We start from the raw sequence: 20,701 nt of genomic DNA, 5'->3' as shown, positions 1-20,701 counted from the left end.
AAAGCAGGTAGAATCACGCCCTGACAAAAATCGGGGCGTTTTTTTATGCGTATTGGCCACGGCTACGATGTGCACCGTTTCGCTGAAGGCGATTTCATCACACTGGGCGGCGTGCGGATTGCACACAGCTTCGGGCTGCTCGCCCATTCCGACGGTGATGTCCTGCTGCACGCCTTGAGCGATGCCTTGCTCGGCGCTGCCGCGCTGGGTGATATCGGCAAGCACTTCCCGGACACCGACCCGCAATTCAAGGGCGCCGACAGCCGTGTGCTGTTGCGTCACGTGGTCGCACTGATCCATGCCAAAGGCTGGAAAGTCGGCAACGTCGATAACACCATTGTTGCCCAGGCCCCGAAAATGGCCCCGCATATCGAATCGATGCGCGCGCTGATTGCCGCGGATCTTCAAGTTGAGTTGGATCAAGTGAACGTGAAAGCTACCACCACCGAAAAGCTCGGCTTTGTCGGTCGCGAAGAAGGCATTGCCGTGCACTCCGTTGCTCTGTTGCTGCGCGCATGAACGAACTGCAATTGCTCGGCCCTCGGGCCTATGGTGAGTCTCTCGGTACCGCTGTACTGAAAGCCACGGCGGAAGATTTCCAGGTCGACGAAGTCCTTGATATTCCCCTGAGCGGCGACGGCGAACACCTGTGGATCTGGGTAGAAAAGCGCGGTCTGAATACCGAAGAAGCGGCACGGCGCATCGCCAAGGCGGCGGGTGTGCCATTGCGCACCGTCAGCTATGCCGGCCTCAAGGACCGTCAGGCGTTGACTCGCCAGTGGTTCAGCGTGCAACTGCCGGGCAAGGCCGATCCTGATCTGTCGGCGGCGGAAAACGACACGCTGAAAATCCTCAAGACCGGTCGGCATAAACGCAAACTGCAACGCGGTGCCCACTCGGCCAACGGCTTCACCTTGCGCCTGACCCAGTTCGCCGGTGACAAGACGGCGATCGAAGAGCGTTTGCAACTGATCGCCAAGCAAGGTATTCCAAATTATTTCGGCACCCAGCGGTTCGGCTTTGATGGCGGCAACGTGATCGACGCCCGTGCCTGGGCTGCGCGAAAGGCCTTGCCGGAGCAGCGCAACGTCCGTTCGCGTTTGCTCTCCACCGCCCGTAGTTTTCTGTTTAACCAGGTGTTGGCAGCGCGCGTCGCCGATGGCACCTGGCAGCGCGCCCAAGTAGGCGATCTGCTGGCATTCACCGACAGCCGCAGTTTTTTCCCGGCAGGTGAAGCCGAATGCAACGACCCGCGCTTGGCGATTCTCGACCTGCACCCGACCGGCCCGCAGTGGGGCGAAGGTGACTCGCCGACGTCAGGCGCTGTCCATGAATTGGAGCAGGCAATCGCCGCGCGCGAAGCGGATTTGCGCGATTGGTTGATTAACGCCGGAATGAGCCACGAACGTCGCATCCTGCGGCTGCCCATTGGCGGGTTGACGTGGCATTATCCCGAGCCTGACATTCTGCAACTGGAATTCGTCCTGCCGGCCGGATGCTTCGCCACCGTATTGGTGCGTGAACTCGTCGATCTGGTGCCGGTGGGGCAGACGGACAGCCCATGCGTATTCTGATTTCTAACGACGATGGGGTAACCGCACCCGGTCTTGCCGCGCTTTATGCTGCGCTGGCGGATTACACCGAATGCGTGGTTATCGCCCCTGACCAAGACAAAAGTGGCGCCAGCAGCTCGCTGACGCTCGACCGTCCGTTGCACCCGCAAACCTTGGCCAACGGCTTTATCAGCCTCAACGGCACACCCACCGACTGCGTGCACCTGGGCCTTAACGGCTTGCTGGAGCTCGAGCCGGACATGGTGGTTTCCGGCATCAACCTGGGGGCCAACCTGGGGGATGACGTGCTGTATTCCGGCACTGTGGCGGCGGCCCTTGAAGGACGTTTCCTTGGGCGTCCTTCATTTGCCTTTTCGTTCGTCTCACGACAAGTAGAGAACCTTCCCACAGCCGCCTATTTTGCGCGCAAACTGGTCGAGGCTCACGCGGACCTCGATCTGCCACCGCGCACGGTACTGAACGTGAACATTCCCAACTTGCCGCTTGAGCACATCCGCGGTATTCAGCTGACCCGCCTAGGCCATCGTGCCCGCGCCGCGGCACCGATGAAAGTGGTCGATCCTCGCGGTAAATCCGGTTACTGGATCGCCGCCGCGGGGGACGCTGAAGATGGTGGCCCGGGCACCGATTTTCATGCGGTGATGCAAGGCTATGTTTCAATCACGCCACTGCAACTGGATCGCACCTTTAATGATGCCTTCAGAAGTCTCGATGGCTGGCTGGAGGGTCTGCGTTAATGGCTCGTGAACAAGACCATATTCTGCATCGCGGTATCGGGATGACCTCTCAACGGACCCGTGAGCGTCTGATTCAGCGTCTCTATGAAGAGGGAATATCCAACGCCAAGGTGTTGGAAGTCATCCGTCGCACCCCGCGTCACCTATTCGTCGATGAAGCGTTGTCTCATCGAGCCTATGAAGATACGGCGCTGCCGATCGGGCATAACCAGACCATCTCCCAGCCTTATATGGTGGCACGCATGAGCGAGCTGCTGCTGGAAGCCGGTCCGTTGGACAAGGTGATGGAAATCGGCACTGGTTCGGGTTACCAGACGGCCGTGTTGTCGCAACTGGTCGAGCGTGTTTTTTCCGTGGAGCGCATCAAGGTTCTGCAAGACCGGGCCAAAGAGCGCCTGGTGGAGCTGAACCTGCGCAACGTGGTATTTCGCTGGGGCGATGGCTGGGAAGGCTGGCCGGCGCTGGCGCCTTACAACGGCATCATCGTCACCGCCGTGGCCACCGACGTGCCTCAGGCACTGCTCGATCAATTGGCACCGGGCGGGCGACTGGTGATTCCGGTCGGCTCTGGTGAAGTTCAACAATTGATGTTGATCATCCGTGAAGAGCAGGGCTTTTCCAGGCGTGTTCTGGGGGCTGTGCGCTTTGTGCCATTGCTCAATGGGCCGTTGGCCTGAGCATTTGTTTAAGCACGCTGAATTCTCTTCGATTGCCCGGGTCTTACAGCGGCATCGATTGGATAAACGGAATTCATCGTCAGACAGCAAACGTGTGCGCGAAGCGAATCCGCTTCATTAAAGGTAAAGCCTGTTCGGCCCGTTATACTTGCGACATTTCGTGCCGGAGCACGGCAATTCATATTTTCAGCCACCACAAAGGGAGCGGCGGGTGAGTCTCACAGTCATTGCGCAGCGAATGGGTATAACGAGCTTTCAGCGTCTGGTGACTGGCCTTGTCTTGAGTACCTTGCTGGTCGGATGTTCCAGCACCAAATCAGGTAGTGCGAGTGTCGTCGATCGCAACAACGCGGTCGCCCAGCGTCCGGCCGTGACCACCGGGCAGTACGTTGTCCGCCCCAAGGACACTTTGTTCTCCATCGCTTTTCGCTACGGTTGGGACTACAAAGCCCTCGCGGCACGGAACAACATTCCTACGCCCTACACGATCCATCCGGGTCAGACGATTCGCTTCGACGGTCGCAGCGGTTCAACGCCGACGGCGGTAGTGAGTTCGTCCAGTTCCTCGCCTTCGTCGTCGAGTAAAACCACAGTCATTCGGCGCCAGGCAAATGGCGCGACAACCAGTACAACAGTGCCTGTACCGTCCGTCGCCAATAAGCCGGCGCCCGCTCCATTGCCTCCTGCCGGTCCGGCCCCGACGGGCTGGGGGTGGCCTTCTAATGGCATTCTGATTGGTAAATTCTCTTCAAACGGTAGTTTGAATAAAGGAATTGATATCGCCGGAGATTTGGGACAGCCTGTTTTAGCTGCGTCTGATGGGACGGTGGTATACGCCGGGAGTGGCTTAAGGGGCTACGGCGAATTAGTCATCATCAAACACAGCGACACCTACGTCAGTGCCTACGGACATAACCGCAGGCTGTTGGTTCGGGAGGGGCAGCAGGTCAAAGTCGGACAGACAATTGCCGAAATGGGGTCAACGGGTACAGACCGGGTGAAACTGCATTTTGAGATTCGCCGACAAGGTAAACCAGTGGATCCGCTGCAATTCCTGCCACGTCGTTGATTTGTTAGCCAGCCTGTTCCGTCACGTAGAGGGAACAGGCTCCAGCGTTGCCAAGGATAAAGGCGCCGCTTGAGCTTGAGGTCGAACTCACCAAAGGACTATAACAATGGCTCTCAGTAAAGAAGTGCCGGAGTTTGACATCGACGATGAGGTTCTCCTGATGGAGACCGGCATCGCCACGGATTCGATGTCGAATGATGAAGGGGATGCACCACCTTCCGTTCGTGCCAAATCCAAACACTCCGCTTCGCTTAAGCAACACAAGTACATCGACTACACGCGGGCACTCGATGCCACGCAGCTGTACCTCAACGAAATCGGCTTTTCCCCATTGCTCTCCCCGGAAGAAGAAGTTCATTTTGCGCGCTTGTCGCAAAGTGGCGATCCGGCCGGACGCAAGCGCATGATTGAAAGCAACCTGCGGCTGGTGGTGAAAATCGCCCGACGTTATGTCAATCGTGGGCTGTCGCTGCTGGACCTGATCGAAGAGGGCAACCTCGGCCTGATCCGGGCAGTAGAAAAGTTCGATCCTGAACGTGGATTCCGCTTTTCGACCTACGCCACCTGGTGGATTCGTCAGACCATCGAGCGCGCGATCATGAATCAGACCCGGACCATCCGGTTGCCGATTCATGTGGTCAAAGAGCTCAACGTGTACTTGCGAGCCGCACGGGAGCTGACTCAAAAGCTCGATCACGAACCCTCACCCGAAGAAATCGCCAACCTGCTGGAGAAACCGGTAGGCGAGGTCAAGCGCATGCTCGGCCTGAACGAGCGAGTTTCTTCGGTCGACGTCTCGCTGGGTCCTGATTCGGATAAAACCTTGCTGGACACCCTGACCGACGACCGCCCGACCGATCCATGCGAACTGTTGCAGGACGACGACCTGTCACAGAGCATCGATCAATGGCTCTCGGAGCTGACCGACAAGCAACGCGAGGTGGTCATACGCCGCTTCGGCTTGCGAGGTCACGAGAGCAGCACGCTTGAAGACGTAGGTCTGGAAATCGGTCTGACCCGGGAGCGGGTCAGGCAAATCCAGGTTGAGGGCCTCAAACGTCTTCGCGAGATTCTCGAGAAAAACGGCCTGTCGAGTGAGTCGCTGTTCCAATAAGCAATTCGCTCAACCGGTAACAAATAGCCCCGACTGGTTTGGGGCTTTTTGTTGTCTGGAATATGGGAAGGGAGTTGTCGCCGACATCACCTCAAGTTTGTAGTCTCGTGTTGTAAGTCTTTGCTTACTCTTTCGTAAGTGTTCGTTATTTTTACACCCTGGCAGTCGTCTATTCGAGGTGTGATTCTTTTTTATCTTATTGATTTACATGATTATTTTTTTAGATTAACAGCATATGACAAGCGATTTGATCGGCTGAAGCCGATTGCTCTCGGTGGGGAATTCTCTAGTATCTGAACTGTGTCGACGGATAGACACGCCCTTCAAGGAAGAGGGGAACGGACATCGCAGGAAGCGGTTCATCAGGACGATGAAAAGGAACACAAGGAATAGGGAAAAAATGTGGGCGGGTCATACCGCCCCTTTTTTTTGCCTGCAGAAAAGCAAAAAGGCCCACAAGGGGCCTTTTTGAAAACGCGGGGGTAATCAGCGTTCGAGGTCTTTGATCTTGCCTTTGACGCCATCCCACTCTTCGGCGTCGGGCAACGATTCTTTCTTCTCGGTAATGTTGGGCCAGATTTCAGCCAGCTCGACGTTCAGCTGAATGAATTCCTGCATATCTTCCGGAACTTCATCTTCGGAGAAGATGGCTACGGCAGGGCATTCTGGTTCGCACAGTGCGCAGTCGATGCACTCATCCGGGTGAATCACCAGGAAGTTCGGGCCTTCGTAAAAGCAGTCCACCGGACAGACTTCTACGCAGTCGGTGTACTTGCACTTGATGCAGTTGTCGGTGACGACGAAGGTCATTTCTAATTCTCTCCTCAGGCGGCGGCAGCGGAGCCCCTTCACGTTGGGGTCGCCAGGTTTGGGAGCGATAGTCTGCAGACCAGGCTATTAGCCTGCAGCATCCCAAACCGCGCGAGATTCTAACAGCTTGCAGGCAAGTGCGTTAGACCCGTGTCTTTAGTGTATAGAGCATTTCGAGCGCACGACGGGGTGTCATGTCGTCCAGATCAAGTTTGGCCAGTTCATCCAGTACCGGATGCGGCAGGCTGGCGAACATGTCGCTCTGCTGCGGCGCGGCCGGTTTGCCTTTGGATGGCTTTGGAACTTCATGAGGCAGCGCTGTGGATTCCAGTCGGCTCAGATGCTCGCGAGCACGCACGATCACTTCGCTCGGCACCCCGGCCAACTGCGCAACCGCCAGGCCATAGCTCTGGCTGGCAGGCCCAGGCAACACGTGGTGCAGGAACACGATGCGCTCGTTGTGTTCAGTGGCATTGAGGTGCACGTTGGCCACCAGCGGCTGGGCTTCCGGCAGCACTGTCAGCTCGAAATAGTGGGTAGCGAACAGTGTGTAGGCCCGCAGGTGCGCCAGACGCTCAGCCGCGGCCCAGGCCAGGGACAGACCGTCGAAGGTGCTGGTGCCGCGACCGACTTCGTCCATCAGCACCAGGCTGCGTTCGGTGGCGTTGTGCAGAATGTTCGCGGTTTCGCTCATTTCAACCATGAAGGTCGATCGTCCACCCGCCAAGTCATCGCTGGAACCGATTCGGGTGAAGATCCGGTCTACCAAGGACAATTCGCAACTGGCTGCCGGCACGAAACTGCCGATATGCGCTAGCAACACGATCAACGCAGTCTGACGCATGTAGGTAGATTTACCGCCCATGTTCGGACCAGTGATCACCAGCATACGGGTGTTGTCGTCAAGGCTCAGGTCGTTGGCCACAAACGGCGTGGTGAGTACTTGCTCGACCACCGGGTGACGACCCTGGGTGATGCGCATGCACGGCTCACTGACGAAACGCGGGCAGTTCAGGTCCAGATTCAGTGCGCGCTCGGCAAGGTTGCTCAGCACGTCCAGTTCGGCCAGTGCGGCGGCTGTGTCTTGCAAGGGCGGCAACTGGGCGATCAGGTCTTCGAGCAGCGCTTCGTAGAGCATCTTCTCCCGAGCCAGGGCGCGGCTCTTGGCGGACAGCGCCTTGTCTTCGAACGCCTTCAGTTCCGGGGTGATGAAGCGCTCGGCTCCTTTGAGGGTCTGCCGGCGAATATAGTCCGCGGGCGCCGATTCGGCCTGCTTGCTCGGCAACTCGATGAAGTATCCGTGAATCCGGTTGTAGCCGACCTTCAAGTGCGACAGGCCGGTGCGGGCCTTCTCACGCGCTTCGAGATCGATCAGGAATTGCCCGGCGTTTTCGCTGAGCGATTGCAGTTCGTCGAGTTCGCTGTCGTAACCGGTTTTCAACACGCCGCCGTCACGGATGACTGCGGGCGGGTTGTCGATAATGGCTTTTTCCAGCAGCGCCGCCAGTTCCGGATAGGTGCTGGTGGTCGTCGCCAGTTGAATGATGTGCGGAGCTTCAAGCTCGGCCATCGCTACCTGCAACTCTGGCAGTGCACCGAGGGCATCGCGCAGACGCGCCAAGTCACGAGGACGGGCATTACGCAGGCCGATCCGCGCCAGAATCCGCTCGATGTCACCGATTTCCTTGAGCTGCGGTTGCAGTTTTTCGAAGCGGTAACCGTCGAGCAGGCAAGTGATCGAGCTCTGACGCGCCAGCAATACGGTCAAATCCCGCAGCGGACGGTTCAGCCAGCGAGTCAGCAAGCGGCTGCCCATGGCGGTCTGGCAGCGATCGACCACCGATTGCAAGGTATTGTCGCGGCCGCCGGCCAGGTTGGTGTCCAGTTCCAGGTTGCGACGGCTCGCGCCGTCCAGCACCACGGTGTCGTCCAGGCGTTCATGACGCAGGCTGCGCAAGTGGGGCAGGGCGGTGCGCTGGGTTTCCTTGGCGTAGCTGAGCAGGCAGCCAGCAGCGCCGATCGCGAGGGTCAAGTTCTCGCAGCCGAAACCTTTCAGGTCCTGGGTGGAAAACTGCTGGCAAAGACTTTTCAGCGCCGAGTCGCGCTCAAAATCCCACGGTGCACGGCGACGAACCCCACGACGTTTCTCCGCCGGCAGGTCTTTCGGCCAGTCGTCCGGGATCATCAGCTCTACCGGATTGACCCGCTCCAGTTCCGCCAGCAGGTTTTCCCAGCCTTTGATCTCCAGCACAGTGAAGTTGCCGCTGGTGATGTCCAGCACCGCCAGACCGAACAGACGCTCGTCACCCAGCACCGCCGCAATCAGGTTGTCCCGACGCTCATCCAGCAGCGCTTCATCGCTGACGGTGCCGGGGGTGATGATCCGCACCACCTGACGATCCACCGGCCCTTTGCTGGTGGCCGGGTCGCCGACCTGCTCACAAATCACCACCGACTCGCCGAGCTTTACCAGTTTCGCCAGGTAACCTTCCGCGGCGTGGTAAGGAATCCCACACATCGGAATCGCCTGACCCGCCGATTGCCCACGAGCCGTCAGGGTGATGTCCAGCAACTTGGCGGCCTTCTTCGCGTCTTCATAGAAGATCTCGTAGAAGTCGCCCATGCGGTAGAACATCAGCTGGTCAGGGTGCTGGTTCTTCAGGCGCCAGTACTGCTGCATCATTGGCGTGTGGGAGGACAGATCGGAGAGGGCTTTATTCATCGGAAATTCAGGAAAACTCGTTGAAAGGTGTAGGGCAAAGGAGGGGCATTGGCCCGGCTTTTCCGCGATGGGCGCAAGATTACCATGGGCGGTCTGCCTGACGCAGGCATGAAAGCCTCCGGGTACGTTTCTGCTGGCTATGCATGATCTATGCGAATCAGCATTTGTCTTCCGAAAAAAGATCAAGCACTATGCACGTTATGCAAAAACGCAATGTTTCTACCGTCTTAAGAGCACTGCTCGATCAGCACGGGATCTCCCCCACGGAGCTTCACCGTCGCACTGGCGTGCCTCAATCCACTCTCTCGCGGATCCTCAGCGGGAAGATCGTCGATCCCTCGGATAAACATATTTCGAAGATTGCCGATTACTTTGCCGTGAGCACCGATCAGTTGCGTGGCCGCGCGGATGTCGCGCACGCCGCCAGTGCTGGGCGCGATGAGTCGCATTCGGAACTCAAGGACATAAGCCTGTGGGACGACGATACGCCAGTCGATGACGACGAGGTGTCGGTCCCCTTTCTTCGCGAGGTTGAATTGGCTGCTGGATCAGGAAGATTCGTCATCGAAGAAAGCGAGCGCTCTAGCCTGCGCTTCGGCAAGCGCAGCCTGCGCCACAACGGGGTGCAGTTCGACCAGGCCAAATGCGTGACTGTGCGCGGCAACAGCATGTTGCCGGTGCTGCGCGATGGCGCCACCGTTGGCGTGAATGCCGGTAAATGCGGGATTGGCGACATCGTCGATGGCGACCTGTACGCCATTAACCACAACGGCCAGTTGCGGGTAAAACAGCTTTATCGCCTGCCGACAGGGATTCGCCTGCGCAGTTTCAATCGCGATGAGCATCCGGACGAGGACTACAGCTTCCAGGAAATCCAGGAAGAGCAGATTGTCATCCTCGGTCACGTCTTCTGGTGGGGCATGTACGCCCGTTAACCTCAATGCTGTCAGATAAAACCCGCTGCCCGGCGGGTTTTTTTTCGCCTGCTCAAAACCGCCAACGCCTTTGCCAGCGGGGCTTTTATGCATCTGTGCATTTGTCGTGCATAAATAAATGCATTTGTGCATTGACTGTATATGCATCCATGCATATTCTTTGTCTCAAGCAGCTCAACAAAGCGGCTTGAAACGAAGCTCTTTAGTTCCACCACAAAGGCAGCGATGAACCGGCCTCAACGGTTCAGAGGGTTGGCAACTGACCCGGGTGTGCAGCGTAAAGCACCAGAAGCAGTTATCCGGCGGGCAGGGACCGCGGTCGGAAAAACAATTTGAATGGACTCGTACCGCGCCAGTAGCGCCGAAAAGTCAGCTTCCTTTTTGACACAGGATTAAAGGAAGGCGAAGGACCGCATTACTGAAAAGCCCGGCGAGTGCCGGGCTTTTTGGAATGCCTACCTCAAGAGACATCGTTTGAACTCAACACACATCACTCATCAATCACCCCCAGGAGGCGTGACATGACAAACGAGCAACAAGCGTTGCTGGACATGCCGATCTGGCTGGTCATCGTTCTCGCCTTGGTGGGCGGGGTGTCCGGCGAAATGTGGCGCGCCGACAAGGAAGGCGCCCGTGGCTGGTCGCTGCTGCGGCGCCTGGCGCTGCGCTCCGGGGCCTGCATGATCTGCGGGGTCTCGGCAATCATGCTGCTGTACGCCGCCGGCGTGTCGATCTGGGCCGCCGGTGCGTTTGGCTGCCTGACGGCGATGGCCGGGGCGGACGTGGCCATTGGTCTATACGAACGCTGGGCCGCCAAGCGAATTGGCGTTTGCGAGGTTCCACCGCGTGATTCGTCTCAGGATCATTAAGCCCTTCATCTGAAGGAGCGTCATCCACAGTGCATAGCGCACTGACCCGCAAGGACGCGGGTTTCCCACGACCAGTACCGTTCACTCAAACCCGCCGCGGCGGGTTTTTTTATTGCCCGGTGAAGAACTATGAAGATTACAGCCCTGATCACACAGCTGCGCGATCAATGCCCAACCCTGGCCAATCGAGTGGCGGCCGGCATCGACCTCGCCACGCTGCAAGCCAACACCCCGCTGCAAACCCCCTGCGCCTATGTGGTGCCGATTGCCGATCTGGCGAGCAAGAGCCTCGCGCAAAACCTGATGTTGCAACCGATCCGCGACCGCTTCGAAGTCACCCTGGTACTCGACACCACGGACCCTACAAAAGCGCTGGATCTGTTGCATGACCTACGCGCCGAACTCTGGCGCGCACTGGTGGGTTTCAAGCCCGGCAGCGACTACGAGGCCATCGAGTACGACGGCGGCGAACTGGTTTCCATCAACAGCAGCCGCGTGCTGTATCGCCTGCGCTTTTTTGCCGAATTCCAGCTCGGTCGCAATCTGCCGGGTCAGCCGGCGGAGAGTTGGCACGAGCGTGAACTGGACGGCTTGTCGTCCTTTACCGGGGTCACCGTGCGGGTCGATGCGATCGATCCGGCGGACCCCAATCTGAAACGCCCAGGCCCCGACGGGCGCCTGGAACTGACTTTCTCTGGAGACGTAACCCCATGAGCAAACGCATCACCGTGCTGCCGGCCCCGGGCCGTGTAGTGCCGGACCCGGAAGCGGGCGATCTGTTGCCCCTCGAGGGCCGTGAAGTGCCGGACAACGCCTGGTGGCGTCGACGTCTGGCCGATGGCGATATCACTACCAAAGCCGTGAAAGCGGCGAAACCACAGGGAGCCAAATAATGGCGATCGGATTCAGCAACATCCCCGCGGACATCCGTGTTCCGCTGTTTTATGCCGAAATGGACAACTCGGCTGCCAATAGCGCGTCGTCGGTCATGCGCCGCCTGATCGTCGCTCAGGTCAACGACAACATCGCACCGGCCGATGTAGGCAAACTGGTGTTGGTGTCCAGCGTGGCGCTGGCAAAAAGCATTGGCGGCCAAGGTTCGATGCTCGCCTCGATGTACGAAACCTGGCGCAAGACCGATCCGATCGGCGAGATCTGGTGCCTGCCGCTGCACAACACTGAAGGCAGCATTGCCAAAGGCGTGCTCACCCTGACCGGTGCGGCGACGCAAAGCGGCGTGCTCAACCTGTACGTCGGCGGCGTTCGTGTTCAAGCGGCCATCGTCAATGGCGCCACGGCTGCTCAAGCAGCCACCGCGCTGGCGTTGAAAATCAATGCCAGCGCCGATCTGCCGGTCACTGCCGCAGCGGCCGAAGGCGTGGTCACTCTGAGCGCCAAATGGACTGGCGACAGCGGCAATGACATCAGCCTGCAATTCAATCGCCTGGGCAAGAGCAACGGCGAAGAAACGCCGGCTGGCTTGACCTCGGCGATCACCGCCATGACCGGCGGCGCCGGTGTGCCGGATCAAGTGGCTGCCGTGGCGGCGCTGGGCGATGAACCGTTCGAGTTCATCTGCATGCCGTGGTCGGATCTGTCGACCCTCAACACCTGGCAAGCCGTCATGGATGACAGCACCGGTCGTTGGTCGTGGGCCAAGCAATTGTTCGGTCACGTCTACAGCGCCAAGCGCGGCACCCTCGGTACGCTGGTGGCGGCCGGTCAGGTGCGTAACGACCAGCACATGACCATCCAGGCGCTGGAACCGGGTGTTCCGCAACCGTTCTGGGTGCAGGCCGCTGCACTGGCTGCGCGCACCTCGGTGTTTATCTCTGCCGACGCCAGCCGTCCGACCCAAAGCGGCAGCCTGCCAGGTCTGGACCCGGCACCGGCAAGCGAGCGTTTCACTCTGACCGAGCGTCAGTCGTTGCTCAACTACGGCATCGCTACCGCGTACTACGAAGGCGGCTACGTGCGCATTCAGCGTTCGATCACCACCTATCAGAAGAACGCCTACGGCCAGGCAGATAACTCCTACCTGGACAGCGAAACCATGCACCAGTCGGCGTTCATCGTGCGTCGTCTGCAAAGTGTGATTACCAGCAAATACGGTCGGCACAAACTGGCCTCCGATGGCACCCGTTTCGGCGCCGGCCAGCCCATCGTCACCCCAAGCACCATTCGCGGTGAGCTGATCGCCCAGTACGCCAAGCTCGAACTGGAAGGCCACGTGGAAAACGCCGAACTGTTCGCCGAACACCTGATCGTCGAGCGCGATGTTCAGGACCCGAGCCGGGTCAACGTGCTGTTCCCGCCGGATTACATCAACGGCCTGCGCGTGTTCGCGCTGCTCAACCAGTTCCGTCTGCAGTACGACGACGCAGCCTGATCGCTGCCTTTGACTGTGTGATTTCAGCCCACCTCGCGTGGGCTTTTTATTTGAAGGGAGAAACACCATGGGGCAACTGATTGCGGGCACCTGCTACGTCAAAGTGGACGGCGCTCAATTGACCATCAACGGCGGCTGCGAAGCGCCGTTGATGGCCGTTAAACGGGAAACCGTCGTGCCGGGCTTCTACAAGGAAACCGACATCGCGCCGTCGTTCAAAGTGACGGCGCTGCACACCGCGGACTTCCCGCTCAAGCAACTGATCGCAGGCACTGACATGACCGTCACCTGCGAATTCAGCAACGGCAAAGTCTACGTATTGGCCGGCGCCTACCTGGTGGAAGAACCGGTATCGAAAGGCGATGACGCCACCATCGAACTGAAATTCGAAGGCATCAAGGGGACCTGGCAATGAGCAACGCCGTGAAGCTTCAAGTTGCGATCGAAGCCCACGGCGAGCCCTTGACCGAACTCAACCTGCGCCGTCCGACGGTGCAGGAAGTTCGAGCGATCAAGGCGCTGCCGTACAAGATCGACAAGAGCGAAGAGGTCAGCCTCGACATGGACGTCGCGGCCAAATACATCGCGGTGTGCGCCGGCATCCCGCCGTCGTCGGTCAACCAGCTGGATCTGGCTGACCTCAACGCGCTGAGTTGGGCCGTCGCGAGTTTTTTCATGAGTGCGGCGTCGGAGCCATCACCGACCTGATCGCAGTCGCCTATGACCTGGCCTGGTTCTGGAAGGTTGACCCCGAACAGATGATGGCCAGGCCACTGGATGTGCTCCGCGAATCGCTGGAGCACGCGCAACGGATCAATGCGATGCAGCAGGTGCAGTGATGGCGAACTTACAACAAAGCATGAGCCTGACGAACATTCAGACCACGGTGAACATGTCCGTGGTCGTGATTAATGCCCAGAAGCTGGACACCCAGCTCAAGGGCATCAAGGCCAGGATCGGCGCATTCAAGAAAAGCATCGAGGACAGTCTTGGCACTCTCGATGCGGGCGCTTTCATCAGTGGGGGCGGGCTGCTGGAACCCTTCATCAGCGGCATCAAAAAGGCAATCAAGGCAGAAGATGAACTCGAGGGAAAATCCAATAAAACCACGACGCTGAAAGCGCCTGAGGTGCCGCTCGGTAATACAGCGACCAACCTCAAGCAGTTCAACGATGCGGTAGACGGTATTTCCTTGAAAATGGGGCAGGCGCTGCTGCCTGCCGTCAACAGTGTGGTCACCGGCCTGATGCCGTTGATCACTGCCGTTGGCGAATTTGTCGCCAATAACCCTTCACTGGTCGAAGGGTTGGCGGCGGCAGCCGTGGCCTTCACGGTGGTCACCGCAGGGGCCATGGGGCTCGTTGCAGTGATGGGGCTGCTGACTTCGCCGATTGGCATCGTCGCGGCAGTGATTGCCCTGACTGCGGGTTTGATTGTGGCTTACTGGAAGCCAATATCGGGATTCTTCAAAGGTATCTGGCAAGCGATGCAAGGGGCGGCGGAGTCGACGTTTGCAGCGTTCCAGAGCCTGTTCAACTGGAAGCCGCTCGAAACGTTGAAAGAGGCTTGGGCGCCGGTCAGCGGTTTCGTTTCTGAGCTGTGGGGATCGATCTCCGACACGACGACGCAGACCTGGGCAGGCTTCCGGGCGATCTTCGAGTGGTCGCCCGAAGCGTTGATCGAAGCTGCGTGGGCACCGATCAGTGGCTTTTTCGGTTCGCTCTGGCAGGAAATAAAAAACCTGTCCGCACCGATCGGCGATTTTTTCAAGACGCTGTTTTCCTGGCATCCGTTCGTCATCGTTGCCAGCAATTGGCAGCCGCTGGTGGGGTTGTTTTCCGCGGTCTGGGATTTGCTCAGGGCCTTGGCAGTGCCGGCGATGAGTTTTCTCAAGAAGCTCTTTGACTGGAACGTGCTGGACAACGTCGCCCGTACCTGGCAACCGCTGGTTGCGTTCTTTTCGGCGACATGGGATGTGCTTCGTGCGCTGGCCGCGTTGGCGGTCGATTTTCTCAAAGGCCTGTTCGACTGGTCGCCGACGCAGATGTTTCGTGCAGCCTGGGACCCGGTGAGCAATTACTTCTCGGGGATGTGGCAAAACCTGCAAGTGCAGGCGCAACCGGCGGTGGATTTTTTCAAAGGCTTGTTCGACTGGTCGCCGTCTGAGGTGTTCCGTGCAGCCTGGGACCCGGTGAGCATTTACTTCTCGGGGATGTGGCAGAACCTGCAGGTGCAGGCGCAACCGACGATGGATTTTTTCAAAGGCCTGTTCGACTGGTCGCCGTCTGAAGTGTTTCGTGCAGCCTGGGATCCGGTGAGCAATTACTTCTCGGGGATGTGGCAGAACCTGCAATTGCTGGCGCAACCGACAGTGGATTACTTCAAGGGACTCTTTGATTGGTCACCCTTGGACATGTTCAAGGCAGGTTGGGAGCCGGTCACCGAGTGGTTCTCCACTTGGTGGGGCAAGCTGCAAGAACTGATCGCGCCGATCAAGGAAATGTTCAACGGTGGTTTTGGCGGTTTCATTGCCAGTGTCACCGGTCAGGTCGAAGGCCTGACCGCGGCGCAACAGAAAACCAATGCCGAAGGCAAGGGCGAGCTCTCACCTGCGTTCTTTGGTGCCAGCAATGACACGGCGCTGCTGCCGAACAACCTGGCCCAAGGCTCCAACGCCTTGGTGCAGCAAACCGCCGCCAATAACCGCACGCAACTCGAAGGCGGCCTGACCGTGCGCTTCGAAAACGCGCCGGCCGGGCTGCGCACCGATCAACCGCAAACCAATCAACCGGGGCTGTCGCTCAATTCGCGCATCGGCTATCGCTCGCTGTCTCTGGGAGGTTCCAATGAACTGGCGTGACCGTTTGTTGCCGGCATCCTTTCGCGGTGTCGGTTTTTGGGTCGATCAGGCGAAAACCCCGGTCGGCCACAAGGGCCAGTTGCACGAGTATCCACAACGCGATCAGCCGTTTTTCGAGGGCCTTGGCCAGCAGGCGAAGATCCATGATCTGACGGCATTCATTGTCGGCGCAGATTGCCTGGAGCAGCGCGACAAACTGCTCAAGGCGTTGGAGCTGGGCAGTGGTGAACTGGTCCACCCGTGGTTGGGGCGGATGCAAGTGAAGGTCGGTGAATGCGACATGACCCAGACCCGCCAGGACGGCGGGTTGGTGACCTTTGCCCTGAAGTTCTACCCCGATCAGCCGCTGCAATTTCCGATGGCCACGGTCAGCACGCAAAAGCTGCTGCTGTCATCGGCGGACACGCTGCTGGGCTCGGCGGTGACGCGTTTCGAACAGGCCATGACCCTGATCAAGGCTGCGCGGATCGGCATCGCCAATCTGCGCAACAGCCTGACTGGGGTTTATGAAGTGATCCAGGAACAGCTCAAACCGTTGATCGAGGAGTACCGGCAAATTAGCGAGCTGGTCAAAGCGGTCAAGGAATTGCCCAAGGAAGTGGCGGCGGAATTCAAGGGATTGCTCGGCGATATCAAATCGCTCAAGGACTTCGCGAAGGAGGGCTATCGTGGCGTGATTGCCAACGTTTCCCAGCAGATCGAAGCCATCCGCAAGGCCGATGCACCGAAGCTCACCACCGGCAAGGACACCACGGCGGCGGCGCAAGCCATGGCCGATCTGGTGCAGGACACGCTGCTGGTGAAGGTGGCGCAATGGGTCGCTTCGATGCCTGTGGCGTCGACGCCGGTGAAACTGACCTCGCAGCCGTCGCTGGATCATCAGGCGCTGCAGCCGGTCACCCGTCAGGAAGTGCCGGTCACCGACGATTTGCAGTTGTTGCAAAAGGAGTTGAACGAAGCGATCCAACTGGCACTGAACAAGGCCAGCCCCGCGCACTATCAGGCCATCAACGATCTGAAGCAGAAATTGAATGCGCACCTAAAAGCCGTGGCGTCGTCCGGTGTGCGGCTGGTCAGCAAATCCTTTCAGGAGAGCCTGCCTGCCGTCGTCGTGGCCTATCGGCAATTTGCCGATGCCACGCGGGTTACGGAAGTGACTCAACGCAACGGTGTTGCCCATCCGGGGTTCCTGCCGCCGAACGATGTGAAAGTTTCCGGGAAGTGAACCATGAACGACATGGATAACCGGGTCACCCTGACCGTCGGCGGCCTGGAATACGGTGGCTGGAAAAGCGTGGAAATCACTGCGGATCTGGAGCGCCAGTTCCGCACCTTTAAACTCAACATCACCTGGCAATGGCCGGGGCAGACCGTGGACAAACGGATCCAGCCCGGTGACGCCTGTGAAGTGCGCATCGGCCAGGATCTGGTGCTGACCGGGTATGTGTTCAAGGCGCCGATCAGTTATGACGGGCGGCAGATCAGCCTGAACATCGAAGGCAGTTCCTGCACCCAGGATCTGGTGGATTGCGCCGCGACCAACCGTCCGAACCAATGGCATGAGCAATCGCTATTGAGCATCGTCGAAGCGTTGGCGATCACCTACAAGGTCTTTGTTGTCAGCGAAATTCCCGAGACCGCCCGGCTCAGCAGTCACACCATTGTGCCGGGAGAAACGGTGTTTCAATCCATCGACCGCTTGCTGACATTGTTTCGGGTATTTTCTACCGATGATGCCCAGGGCCGGCTGGTGCTGGCCCGGCCTGGCAGTGGTGGCCGGGCCAGCGATGCGCTGGAGTTGGGCAAAAATATTCTGTCGGCCAACGCGCCAATGGATTACAGCCAGGTGTTCTCCGAATACCGGGTAATCGGTCAGCACAAGGGCACGGACAAGAAGAGCGGTGCAGCGGTCAGCGAGGTTGAATCGGTGTCCGCCGACCTGAGCTACAAGCGTCGACGGGTCACGGTGATCAACGAAGGCATGCAGATCAATCCCGATCTCGCCTTGCAACGGGCCAACTGGGAAAGCGCCACCCGCGTGGGCAAGGCCAAAGCCACCACCTATCAGGTGCAAGGCTGGCGGCAATCGAATGGCGATCTGTGGCGTCACAACACGCTGGTGCGGGTCAAGGATCCGGTGCTGGGGTTCGATGACGACATGCTGATCTCGAAGGTGACCTACTCGCTGTCGGCGCAAGGCTCGGTCACCACCCTGCAAGTCGCACCGCCGCATACCTTCGATGCCAATCCAGAGCCTGCGAAGAAAACCTGAGCCTTCCACCGAGCCTTGTGGGAGCGGGCTTGCTCGCGAAGGCGGTTGATCATTCAACACTGAAGTCAACTGACCCACCGCTTTCGCGAGCAAGCCCGCTCCCACACTCGACCGCGTCCGACCTGATCATTGAAGGACCCCCAATGAGCCTACTGACACGCCTCCTGGCGCGCGGCACTGTCGTGCTCGCCAACTCGGCCACCAAGCTTCAATCGCTGCAAATGCGCCTCACCGCCGGCGAAGTGAACGACGACATGGAGCATTTCGAACCCTACGGTTTCACCAGCAATCCGCTGGCCGGCGCCGAAGGTATCGCCACTTTTCTGGGCGGTGATCGCTCCCACGCCATCGTACTGGTGGTCGCCGACCGTCGCTATCGCCTCCAGTCCCTGGCCGCTGGCGAAGTGGCGATCTACACCGATGAAGGCGACAAAATTCACTTCAAGCGCGGGCGGATCATCGACATCGAAACCGCCACCCTGAACATCCGCGCGAGCAGCGCCGTGAACATCGACACTCCGACCCTGACCCAGACCGGCAAGATCGTCTCCCAAGGCGATCAGATTGCTGGCGGCATCAGCCAGATCAAACACGTGCATGTCGGCGTTCAAGCAGGCAATGGCCAGACCGGCGTACCGGCAGGAGGGCAATGATGTTCATCAGCCAAAATCTCCACGCCGCACTGACCCGCTCAGTGCTGATCAGCCTGTTCACCTGGCGTCGCGCCGCCGATGACGATGCCCTCGATGACGAGGAACGTTTCGGCTGGTGGGGCGACACCTTTCCTACGGTGGCCGACGACCGCATCGGTTCGCGACTGTGGCTGCTGCGTCGGGTCAAGTTGACCCGACAAACCCAGATGGACGCCGAATTCTATGCCCGCGAAGCCCTGCAATGGCTGATCGACGACGGCCATTGCAGCGCCATCGACATCATCAGCAAACGCCTCGACGCCCAGCGCCTGAACCTGCGCATGGTCCTGACCCTGGCCGATGGCGAGCGCCTGGACATCAACCCTGATAACAGTTGGCAGGTGATCTATGCCGTTTGAAACCCCTTCGCTGCCGGTGCTGATCAAGCGCACCCAAAGCGACCTGGCCAGCGATTCGCTGCGCCAGTCCGATGCGCAAGTGCTCGCCCGCACCCTCGGTGGCGCCGCCTATGGCTTGTATGGCTACCTGGACTGGATCGCCGAGCAGATCCTCCCGGACAAGGCCGATGAGTCGACCCTGGAACGGATCGCCGCACTGCGTTTGAACCAGCCGCGCAAACCCGCACAGGCGGCCAGCGGCAGCGTCAGCTTTACCGCCAGCGCCGGTGCCGTGCTGGATGTCGACACTTTGCTGCAATCGAGCGACGGTCGCGCCTACAAAGTGACCGCCGCACGCACCACCAGCAATGGCCTCAACACCACCACCATCGCCGCGCTCGAGGCCGGCAGCCTGGGCAATGCCGAGGCCGGTATAACGCTGATTCCGGTGCAACCGATTGCGGGTATCGTCGGCAATAGTTTTACCGTGCTTGCGCCAGGTCTCAACGGCGGTGTGGCGCGGGAAAGCCTGGAGTCGCTGCGTGCGCGGGTGATCCGCTCCTACCGCATCATCCCTCACGGCGGTTCGGCCCAGGACTATGAAACCTGGGCGCTGGAATGCCCCGGCGTGACCCGCGCCTGGTGCCGTGGCGGTTTGTTGGGGCCGGGTACGGTCAGCCTGTTCATCATGCGCGACGACGACCCGCAACCGGTGCCGAACGATGAACAACTGGCCGAAGTCCAGGCCTACATCGAGCCCCTGCGCCCAGTCACTGCCGAGGTGCATGTGCAGCGGCCGGTTCAGGTGCCGGTGGTCTATCACCTGACGCTGACCCCCGACACCACCGCGATACGCGCCGCCGTTGAAGCGCAGCTGCGAGACCTGCATAACCGTGAAGCCGACCTCGGCCAGAAGTTGTTGATCAGTCACATCCGTGAAGCGATCAGCAGCACCAGCGGCGAAAACGACCATGTACTTACCTCGCCTGTCGCTGATGTCGAAACCGAGCGCAATGAGCTGCTGACCTTCGGAGGTTGCGTATGGGGGGCATAAGAACCGCCGCGCAATACCATGCCCAACTGCGCAGCCTGCTGCCCACCGGCCCGGCCTGGGACCCTGAACGGGTGCCGGAACTCGAAGAAGTCCTCGAAGGCGTCGCCCAGGAATTGGCCCGCCTCGACGCCCGCGCCGCCGACCTGCTCAACGAAATGGACCCGGCCGGCGTCAGTGAACTGGTGCCGGACTGGGAGCGGGTGATGAACCTGCCCGACCCGTGCCTCGGCGCCACGCCACTGTTCGATGACCGCCGCCTCGCGGTACGTCGTCGCCTGCTCGCGGTCGGCAGCCAGGCCGTCGGCTACTACCTCGAAATCGCCAAAAGCCAGGGCTACCCGAACGCCACCATCACCGAACTGGAAGCCCCGCGCATGGGGCGCTCGCGTTTCGGTGCTGCGCACTGGGGCACGTGGGAAGCGCAGTTCATGTGGACGCTCAATACAGGCGGGCGATTGCTGCTGGGCCGGCGTTTTGGCGCGAGTTATTGGGGCGAACGCTTCGGCGTGAACCCGGGCTCGGCACTGGAATGCCTGATCCACCGCAGCGCACCGGCGCATACCAAGGTGCACATCAATTATGACTAGGG

The 20,701-nt window shown here is 59.4% G+C and carries 23 protein-coding genes; 21 read left to right on the top strand and 2 right to left on the bottom strand.

Features of this window, described 5'->3' with window-relative positions; genetic code table 11:
- The first annotated feature begins 45 nt into the window (after positions 1-45).
- From ispF to rpoS, 6 genes are all read left to right on the top strand, one after another.
- Positions 46-519, top strand: a complete 474-nt coding sequence (ispF, locus tag KVG95_RS13010; RefSeq protein WP_038979164.1) for a 2-C-methyl-D-erythritol 2,4-cyclodiphosphate synthase — start codon at positions 46-48, stop codon at positions 517-519.
- The gene (gene truD / locus KVG95_RS13005) at positions 516-1,574 is read left to right on the top strand and encodes a tRNA pseudouridine(13) synthase TruD (RefSeq protein ID WP_217856730.1); all 1,059 of its coding nucleotides are present in this window, start codon (positions 516-518) and stop codon (positions 1,572-1,574) included. The genes ispF and truD overlap by 4 nt, the downstream gene beginning before the upstream one ends.
- Positions 1,562-2,311, top strand: a complete 750-nt coding sequence (surE, locus tag KVG95_RS13000; protein ID WP_123501180.1) for a 5'/3'-nucleotidase SurE — start codon at positions 1,562-1,564, stop codon at positions 2,309-2,311. The genes truD and surE overlap by 13 nt, the downstream gene beginning before the upstream one ends.
- Before the next feature lie 41 nt (positions 2,312-2,352).
- Positions 2,353-2,988, top strand: a complete 636-nt coding sequence (locus KVG95_RS12995; RefSeq protein WP_173667553.1) for a protein-L-isoaspartate(D-aspartate) O-methyltransferase — start codon at positions 2,353-2,355, stop codon at positions 2,986-2,988.
- A 211-nt stretch (positions 2,989-3,199) separates the two neighbouring features.
- Positions 3,200-4,057, top strand: a complete 858-nt coding sequence (locus tag KVG95_RS12990; protein WP_217856729.1) for a peptidoglycan DD-metalloendopeptidase family protein — start codon at positions 3,200-3,202, stop codon at positions 4,055-4,057.
- Between the two features lie 106 nt (positions 4,058-4,163).
- Positions 4,164-5,171 (top strand): RNA polymerase sigma factor RpoS, encoded by a 1,008-nt coding sequence (gene rpoS, locus KVG95_RS12985; RefSeq protein WP_008072688.1) that lies wholly within the window; start codon positions 4,164-4,166, stop codon positions 5,169-5,171.
- Positions 5,172-5,657: 486 nt separating this feature from the next.
- On the opposite strand, the gene fdxA is transcribed toward rpoS, so the two are convergent.
- Positions 5,658-5,981 carry a ferredoxin FdxA gene (gene fdxA, locus KVG95_RS12980; protein WP_003222178.1) on the bottom strand — a complete coding sequence of 108 codons (324 nt, stop codon included), beginning with the start codon at positions 5,979-5,981 and terminating at the stop codon, positions 5,658-5,660.
- A gap of 142 nt (positions 5,982-6,123) precedes the next feature.
- Positions 6,124-8,703: a DNA mismatch repair protein MutS gene (mutS, locus tag KVG95_RS12975; RefSeq protein ID WP_217856728.1), complete on the bottom strand. Its 2,580-nt coding sequence runs from the start codon at positions 8,701-8,703 to the stop codon at positions 6,124-6,126.
- 200 nt (positions 8,704-8,903) lie between these two features.
- Between mutS and KVG95_RS12970 the strand changes: the two genes are divergently transcribed.
- The 15 genes from KVG95_RS12970 to KVG95_RS12900 all read left to right on the top strand — a co-directional run bounded on the left by KVG95_RS12970 (position 8,904) and on the right by KVG95_RS12900 (position 20,699).
- Positions 8,904-9,638, top strand: a complete 735-nt coding sequence (locus tag KVG95_RS12970; protein ID WP_217856806.1) for an XRE family transcriptional regulator — start codon at positions 8,904-8,906, stop codon at positions 9,636-9,638.
- Positions 9,639-10,159: 521 nt separating this feature from the next.
- Positions 10,160-10,507, top strand: coding sequence for a phage holin family protein (locus KVG95_RS12965; RefSeq protein ID WP_217856727.1), 348 nt, complete (start codon positions 10,160-10,162; stop codon positions 10,505-10,507).
- Positions 10,508-10,636: 129 nt separating this feature from the next.
- Positions 10,637-11,221, top strand: coding sequence for a phage tail terminator protein (locus KVG95_RS12960; protein ID WP_217856726.1), 585 nt, complete (start codon positions 10,637-10,639; stop codon positions 11,219-11,221).
- The gene (locus KVG95_RS12955) at positions 11,218-11,400 is read left to right on the top strand and encodes a DUF2635 domain-containing protein (protein WP_007907211.1); all 183 of its coding nucleotides are present in this window, start codon (positions 11,218-11,220) and stop codon (positions 11,398-11,400) included. The genes KVG95_RS12960 and KVG95_RS12955 overlap by 4 nt, the downstream gene beginning before the upstream one ends.
- Entirely contained in the window at positions 11,400-12,896 is a 1,497-nt protein-coding gene (locus tag KVG95_RS12950; RefSeq protein WP_217856725.1) for a phage tail sheath subtilisin-like domain-containing protein, read from the top strand. The genes KVG95_RS12955 and KVG95_RS12950 overlap by 1 nt, the downstream gene beginning before the upstream one ends.
- A 67-nt stretch (positions 12,897-12,963) precedes the next feature.
- Positions 12,964-13,311 carry a phage tail tube protein gene (locus tag KVG95_RS12945; protein ID WP_007907215.1) on the top strand — a complete coding sequence of 116 codons (348 nt, stop codon included), beginning with the start codon at positions 12,964-12,966 and terminating at the stop codon, positions 13,309-13,311.
- A complete protein-coding gene (locus tag KVG95_RS12940; protein ID WP_123719832.1) occupies positions 13,308-13,604 on the top strand; it encodes a phage tail assembly protein in 297 nt (98 codons plus the stop codon). Before KVG95_RS12945 ends, KVG95_RS12940 begins: the two co-directional genes overlap by 4 nt.
- On the top strand, positions 13,550-13,735 hold the full coding sequence (locus tag KVG95_RS12935) for a hypothetical protein (protein WP_105340307.1): 186 nt from the start codon (positions 13,550-13,552) through the stop codon (positions 13,733-13,735). The genes KVG95_RS12940 and KVG95_RS12935 overlap by 55 nt, the downstream gene beginning before the upstream one ends.
- Complete coding sequence (locus KVG95_RS12930; protein ID WP_225923027.1) at positions 13,735-15,756, top strand: phage tail protein; 2,022 nt, start codon at positions 13,735-13,737, stop codon at positions 15,754-15,756. Before KVG95_RS12935 ends, KVG95_RS12930 begins: the two co-directional genes overlap by 1 nt.
- Positions 15,743-16,981 (top strand): DNA circularization protein, encoded by a 1,239-nt coding sequence (locus KVG95_RS12925; protein ID WP_217856724.1) that lies wholly within the window; start codon positions 15,743-15,745, stop codon positions 16,979-16,981. Before KVG95_RS12930 ends, KVG95_RS12925 begins: the two co-directional genes overlap by 14 nt.
- A 3-nt stretch (positions 16,982-16,984) precedes the next feature.
- Entirely contained in the window at positions 16,985-18,028 is a 1,044-nt protein-coding gene (locus KVG95_RS12920; protein WP_217856723.1) for a phage baseplate assembly protein, read from the top strand.
- Between the two features lie 143 nt (positions 18,029-18,171).
- Positions 18,172-18,681 (top strand): phage baseplate assembly protein V, encoded by a 510-nt coding sequence (locus KVG95_RS12915; protein WP_038979176.1) that lies wholly within the window; start codon positions 18,172-18,174, stop codon positions 18,679-18,681.
- A complete protein-coding gene (locus KVG95_RS12910) occupies positions 18,681-19,079 on the top strand; it encodes a phage GP46 family protein (RefSeq protein ID WP_217856722.1) in 399 nt (132 codons plus the stop codon). Before KVG95_RS12915 ends, KVG95_RS12910 begins: the two co-directional genes overlap by 1 nt.
- Positions 19,069-20,112 carry a baseplate J/gp47 family protein gene (locus KVG95_RS12905; RefSeq protein WP_217856721.1) on the top strand — a complete coding sequence of 348 codons (1,044 nt, stop codon included), beginning with the start codon at positions 19,069-19,071 and terminating at the stop codon, positions 20,110-20,112. The genes KVG95_RS12910 and KVG95_RS12905 overlap by 11 nt, the downstream gene beginning before the upstream one ends.
- A complete protein-coding gene (locus KVG95_RS12900; RefSeq protein WP_123719827.1) occupies positions 20,100-20,699 on the top strand; it encodes a YmfQ family protein in 600 nt (199 codons plus the stop codon). Before KVG95_RS12905 ends, KVG95_RS12900 begins: the two co-directional genes overlap by 13 nt.
- Positions 20,700-20,701: the final 2 nt, after the last annotated feature.

The sequence above is a fragment of the Pseudomonas farris genome (assembly GCF_019145235.1).
GTDB classification, from domain to species: domain Bacteria; phylum Pseudomonadota; class Gammaproteobacteria; order Pseudomonadales; family Pseudomonadaceae; genus Aquipseudomonas; species Aquipseudomonas farris.
The sequence above is the reverse complement of the archived record's forward strand: the minus strand, read 5'-3'. Positions and strand labels throughout refer to the sequence as shown.

Excerpts from the sequence above, each read along its gene's own strand:
- ispF (WP_038979164.1), top strand. The coding sequence starts at position 46 with ATGCGTATTGGCCACGGCTACGATGTGCACCGTTTCGCTGAAGGCGAT.
- truD (WP_217856730.1), top strand. The coding sequence starts at position 516 with ATGAACGAACTGCAATTGCTCGGCCCTCGGGCCTATGGTGAGTCTCTC.
- surE (WP_123501180.1), top strand. The coding sequence starts at position 1,562 with ATGCGTATTCTGATTTCTAACGACGATGGGGTAACCGCACCCGGTCTT.
- KVG95_RS12995 (WP_173667553.1), top strand. The coding sequence starts at position 2,353 with ATGACCTCTCAACGGACCCGTGAGCGTCTGATTCAGCGTCTCTATGAA.
- rpoS (WP_008072688.1), top strand. The coding sequence starts at position 4,164 with ATGGCTCTCAGTAAAGAAGTGCCGGAGTTTGACATCGACGATGAGGTT.
- fdxA (WP_003222178.1), bottom strand. The coding sequence starts at position 5,981 with ATGACCTTCGTCGTCACCGACAACTGCATCAAGTGCAAGTACACCGAC.
- mutS (WP_217856728.1), bottom strand. The coding sequence starts at position 8,703 with ATGAATAAAGCCCTCTCCGATCTGTCCTCCCACACGCCAATGATGCAG.
- KVG95_RS12970 (WP_217856806.1), top strand. The coding sequence starts at position 8,904 with ATGCAAAAACGCAATGTTTCTACCGTCTTAAGAGCACTGCTCGATCAG.
- KVG95_RS12965 (WP_217856727.1), top strand. The coding sequence starts at position 10,160 with ATGACAAACGAGCAACAAGCGTTGCTGGACATGCCGATCTGGCTGGTC.
- KVG95_RS12960 (WP_217856726.1), top strand. The coding sequence starts at position 10,637 with ATGAAGATTACAGCCCTGATCACACAGCTGCGCGATCAATGCCCAACC.
- KVG95_RS12955 (WP_007907211.1), top strand. The coding sequence starts at position 11,218 with ATGAGCAAACGCATCACCGTGCTGCCGGCCCCGGGCCGTGTAGTGCCG.
- KVG95_RS12950 (WP_217856725.1), top strand. The coding sequence starts at position 11,400 with ATGGCGATCGGATTCAGCAACATCCCCGCGGACATCCGTGTTCCGCTG.
- KVG95_RS12945 (WP_007907215.1), top strand. The coding sequence starts at position 12,964 with ATGGGGCAACTGATTGCGGGCACCTGCTACGTCAAAGTGGACGGCGCT.
- KVG95_RS12940 (WP_123719832.1), top strand. The coding sequence starts at position 13,308 with ATGAGCAACGCCGTGAAGCTTCAAGTTGCGATCGAAGCCCACGGCGAG.
- KVG95_RS12930 (WP_225923027.1), top strand. The coding sequence starts at position 13,735 with ATGGCGAACTTACAACAAAGCATGAGCCTGACGAACATTCAGACCACG.
- KVG95_RS12925 (WP_217856724.1), top strand. The coding sequence starts at position 15,743 with ATGAACTGGCGTGACCGTTTGTTGCCGGCATCCTTTCGCGGTGTCGGT.
- KVG95_RS12920 (WP_217856723.1), top strand. The coding sequence starts at position 16,985 with ATGAACGACATGGATAACCGGGTCACCCTGACCGTCGGCGGCCTGGAA.
- KVG95_RS12915 (WP_038979176.1), top strand. The coding sequence starts at position 18,172 with ATGAGCCTACTGACACGCCTCCTGGCGCGCGGCACTGTCGTGCTCGCC.
- KVG95_RS12910 (WP_217856722.1), top strand. The coding sequence starts at position 18,681 with ATGTTCATCAGCCAAAATCTCCACGCCGCACTGACCCGCTCAGTGCTG.
- KVG95_RS12905 (WP_217856721.1), top strand. The coding sequence starts at position 19,069 with ATGCCGTTTGAAACCCCTTCGCTGCCGGTGCTGATCAAGCGCACCCAA.
- KVG95_RS12900 (WP_123719827.1), top strand. The coding sequence starts at position 20,100 with ATGGGGGGCATAAGAACCGCCGCGCAATACCATGCCCAACTGCGCAGC.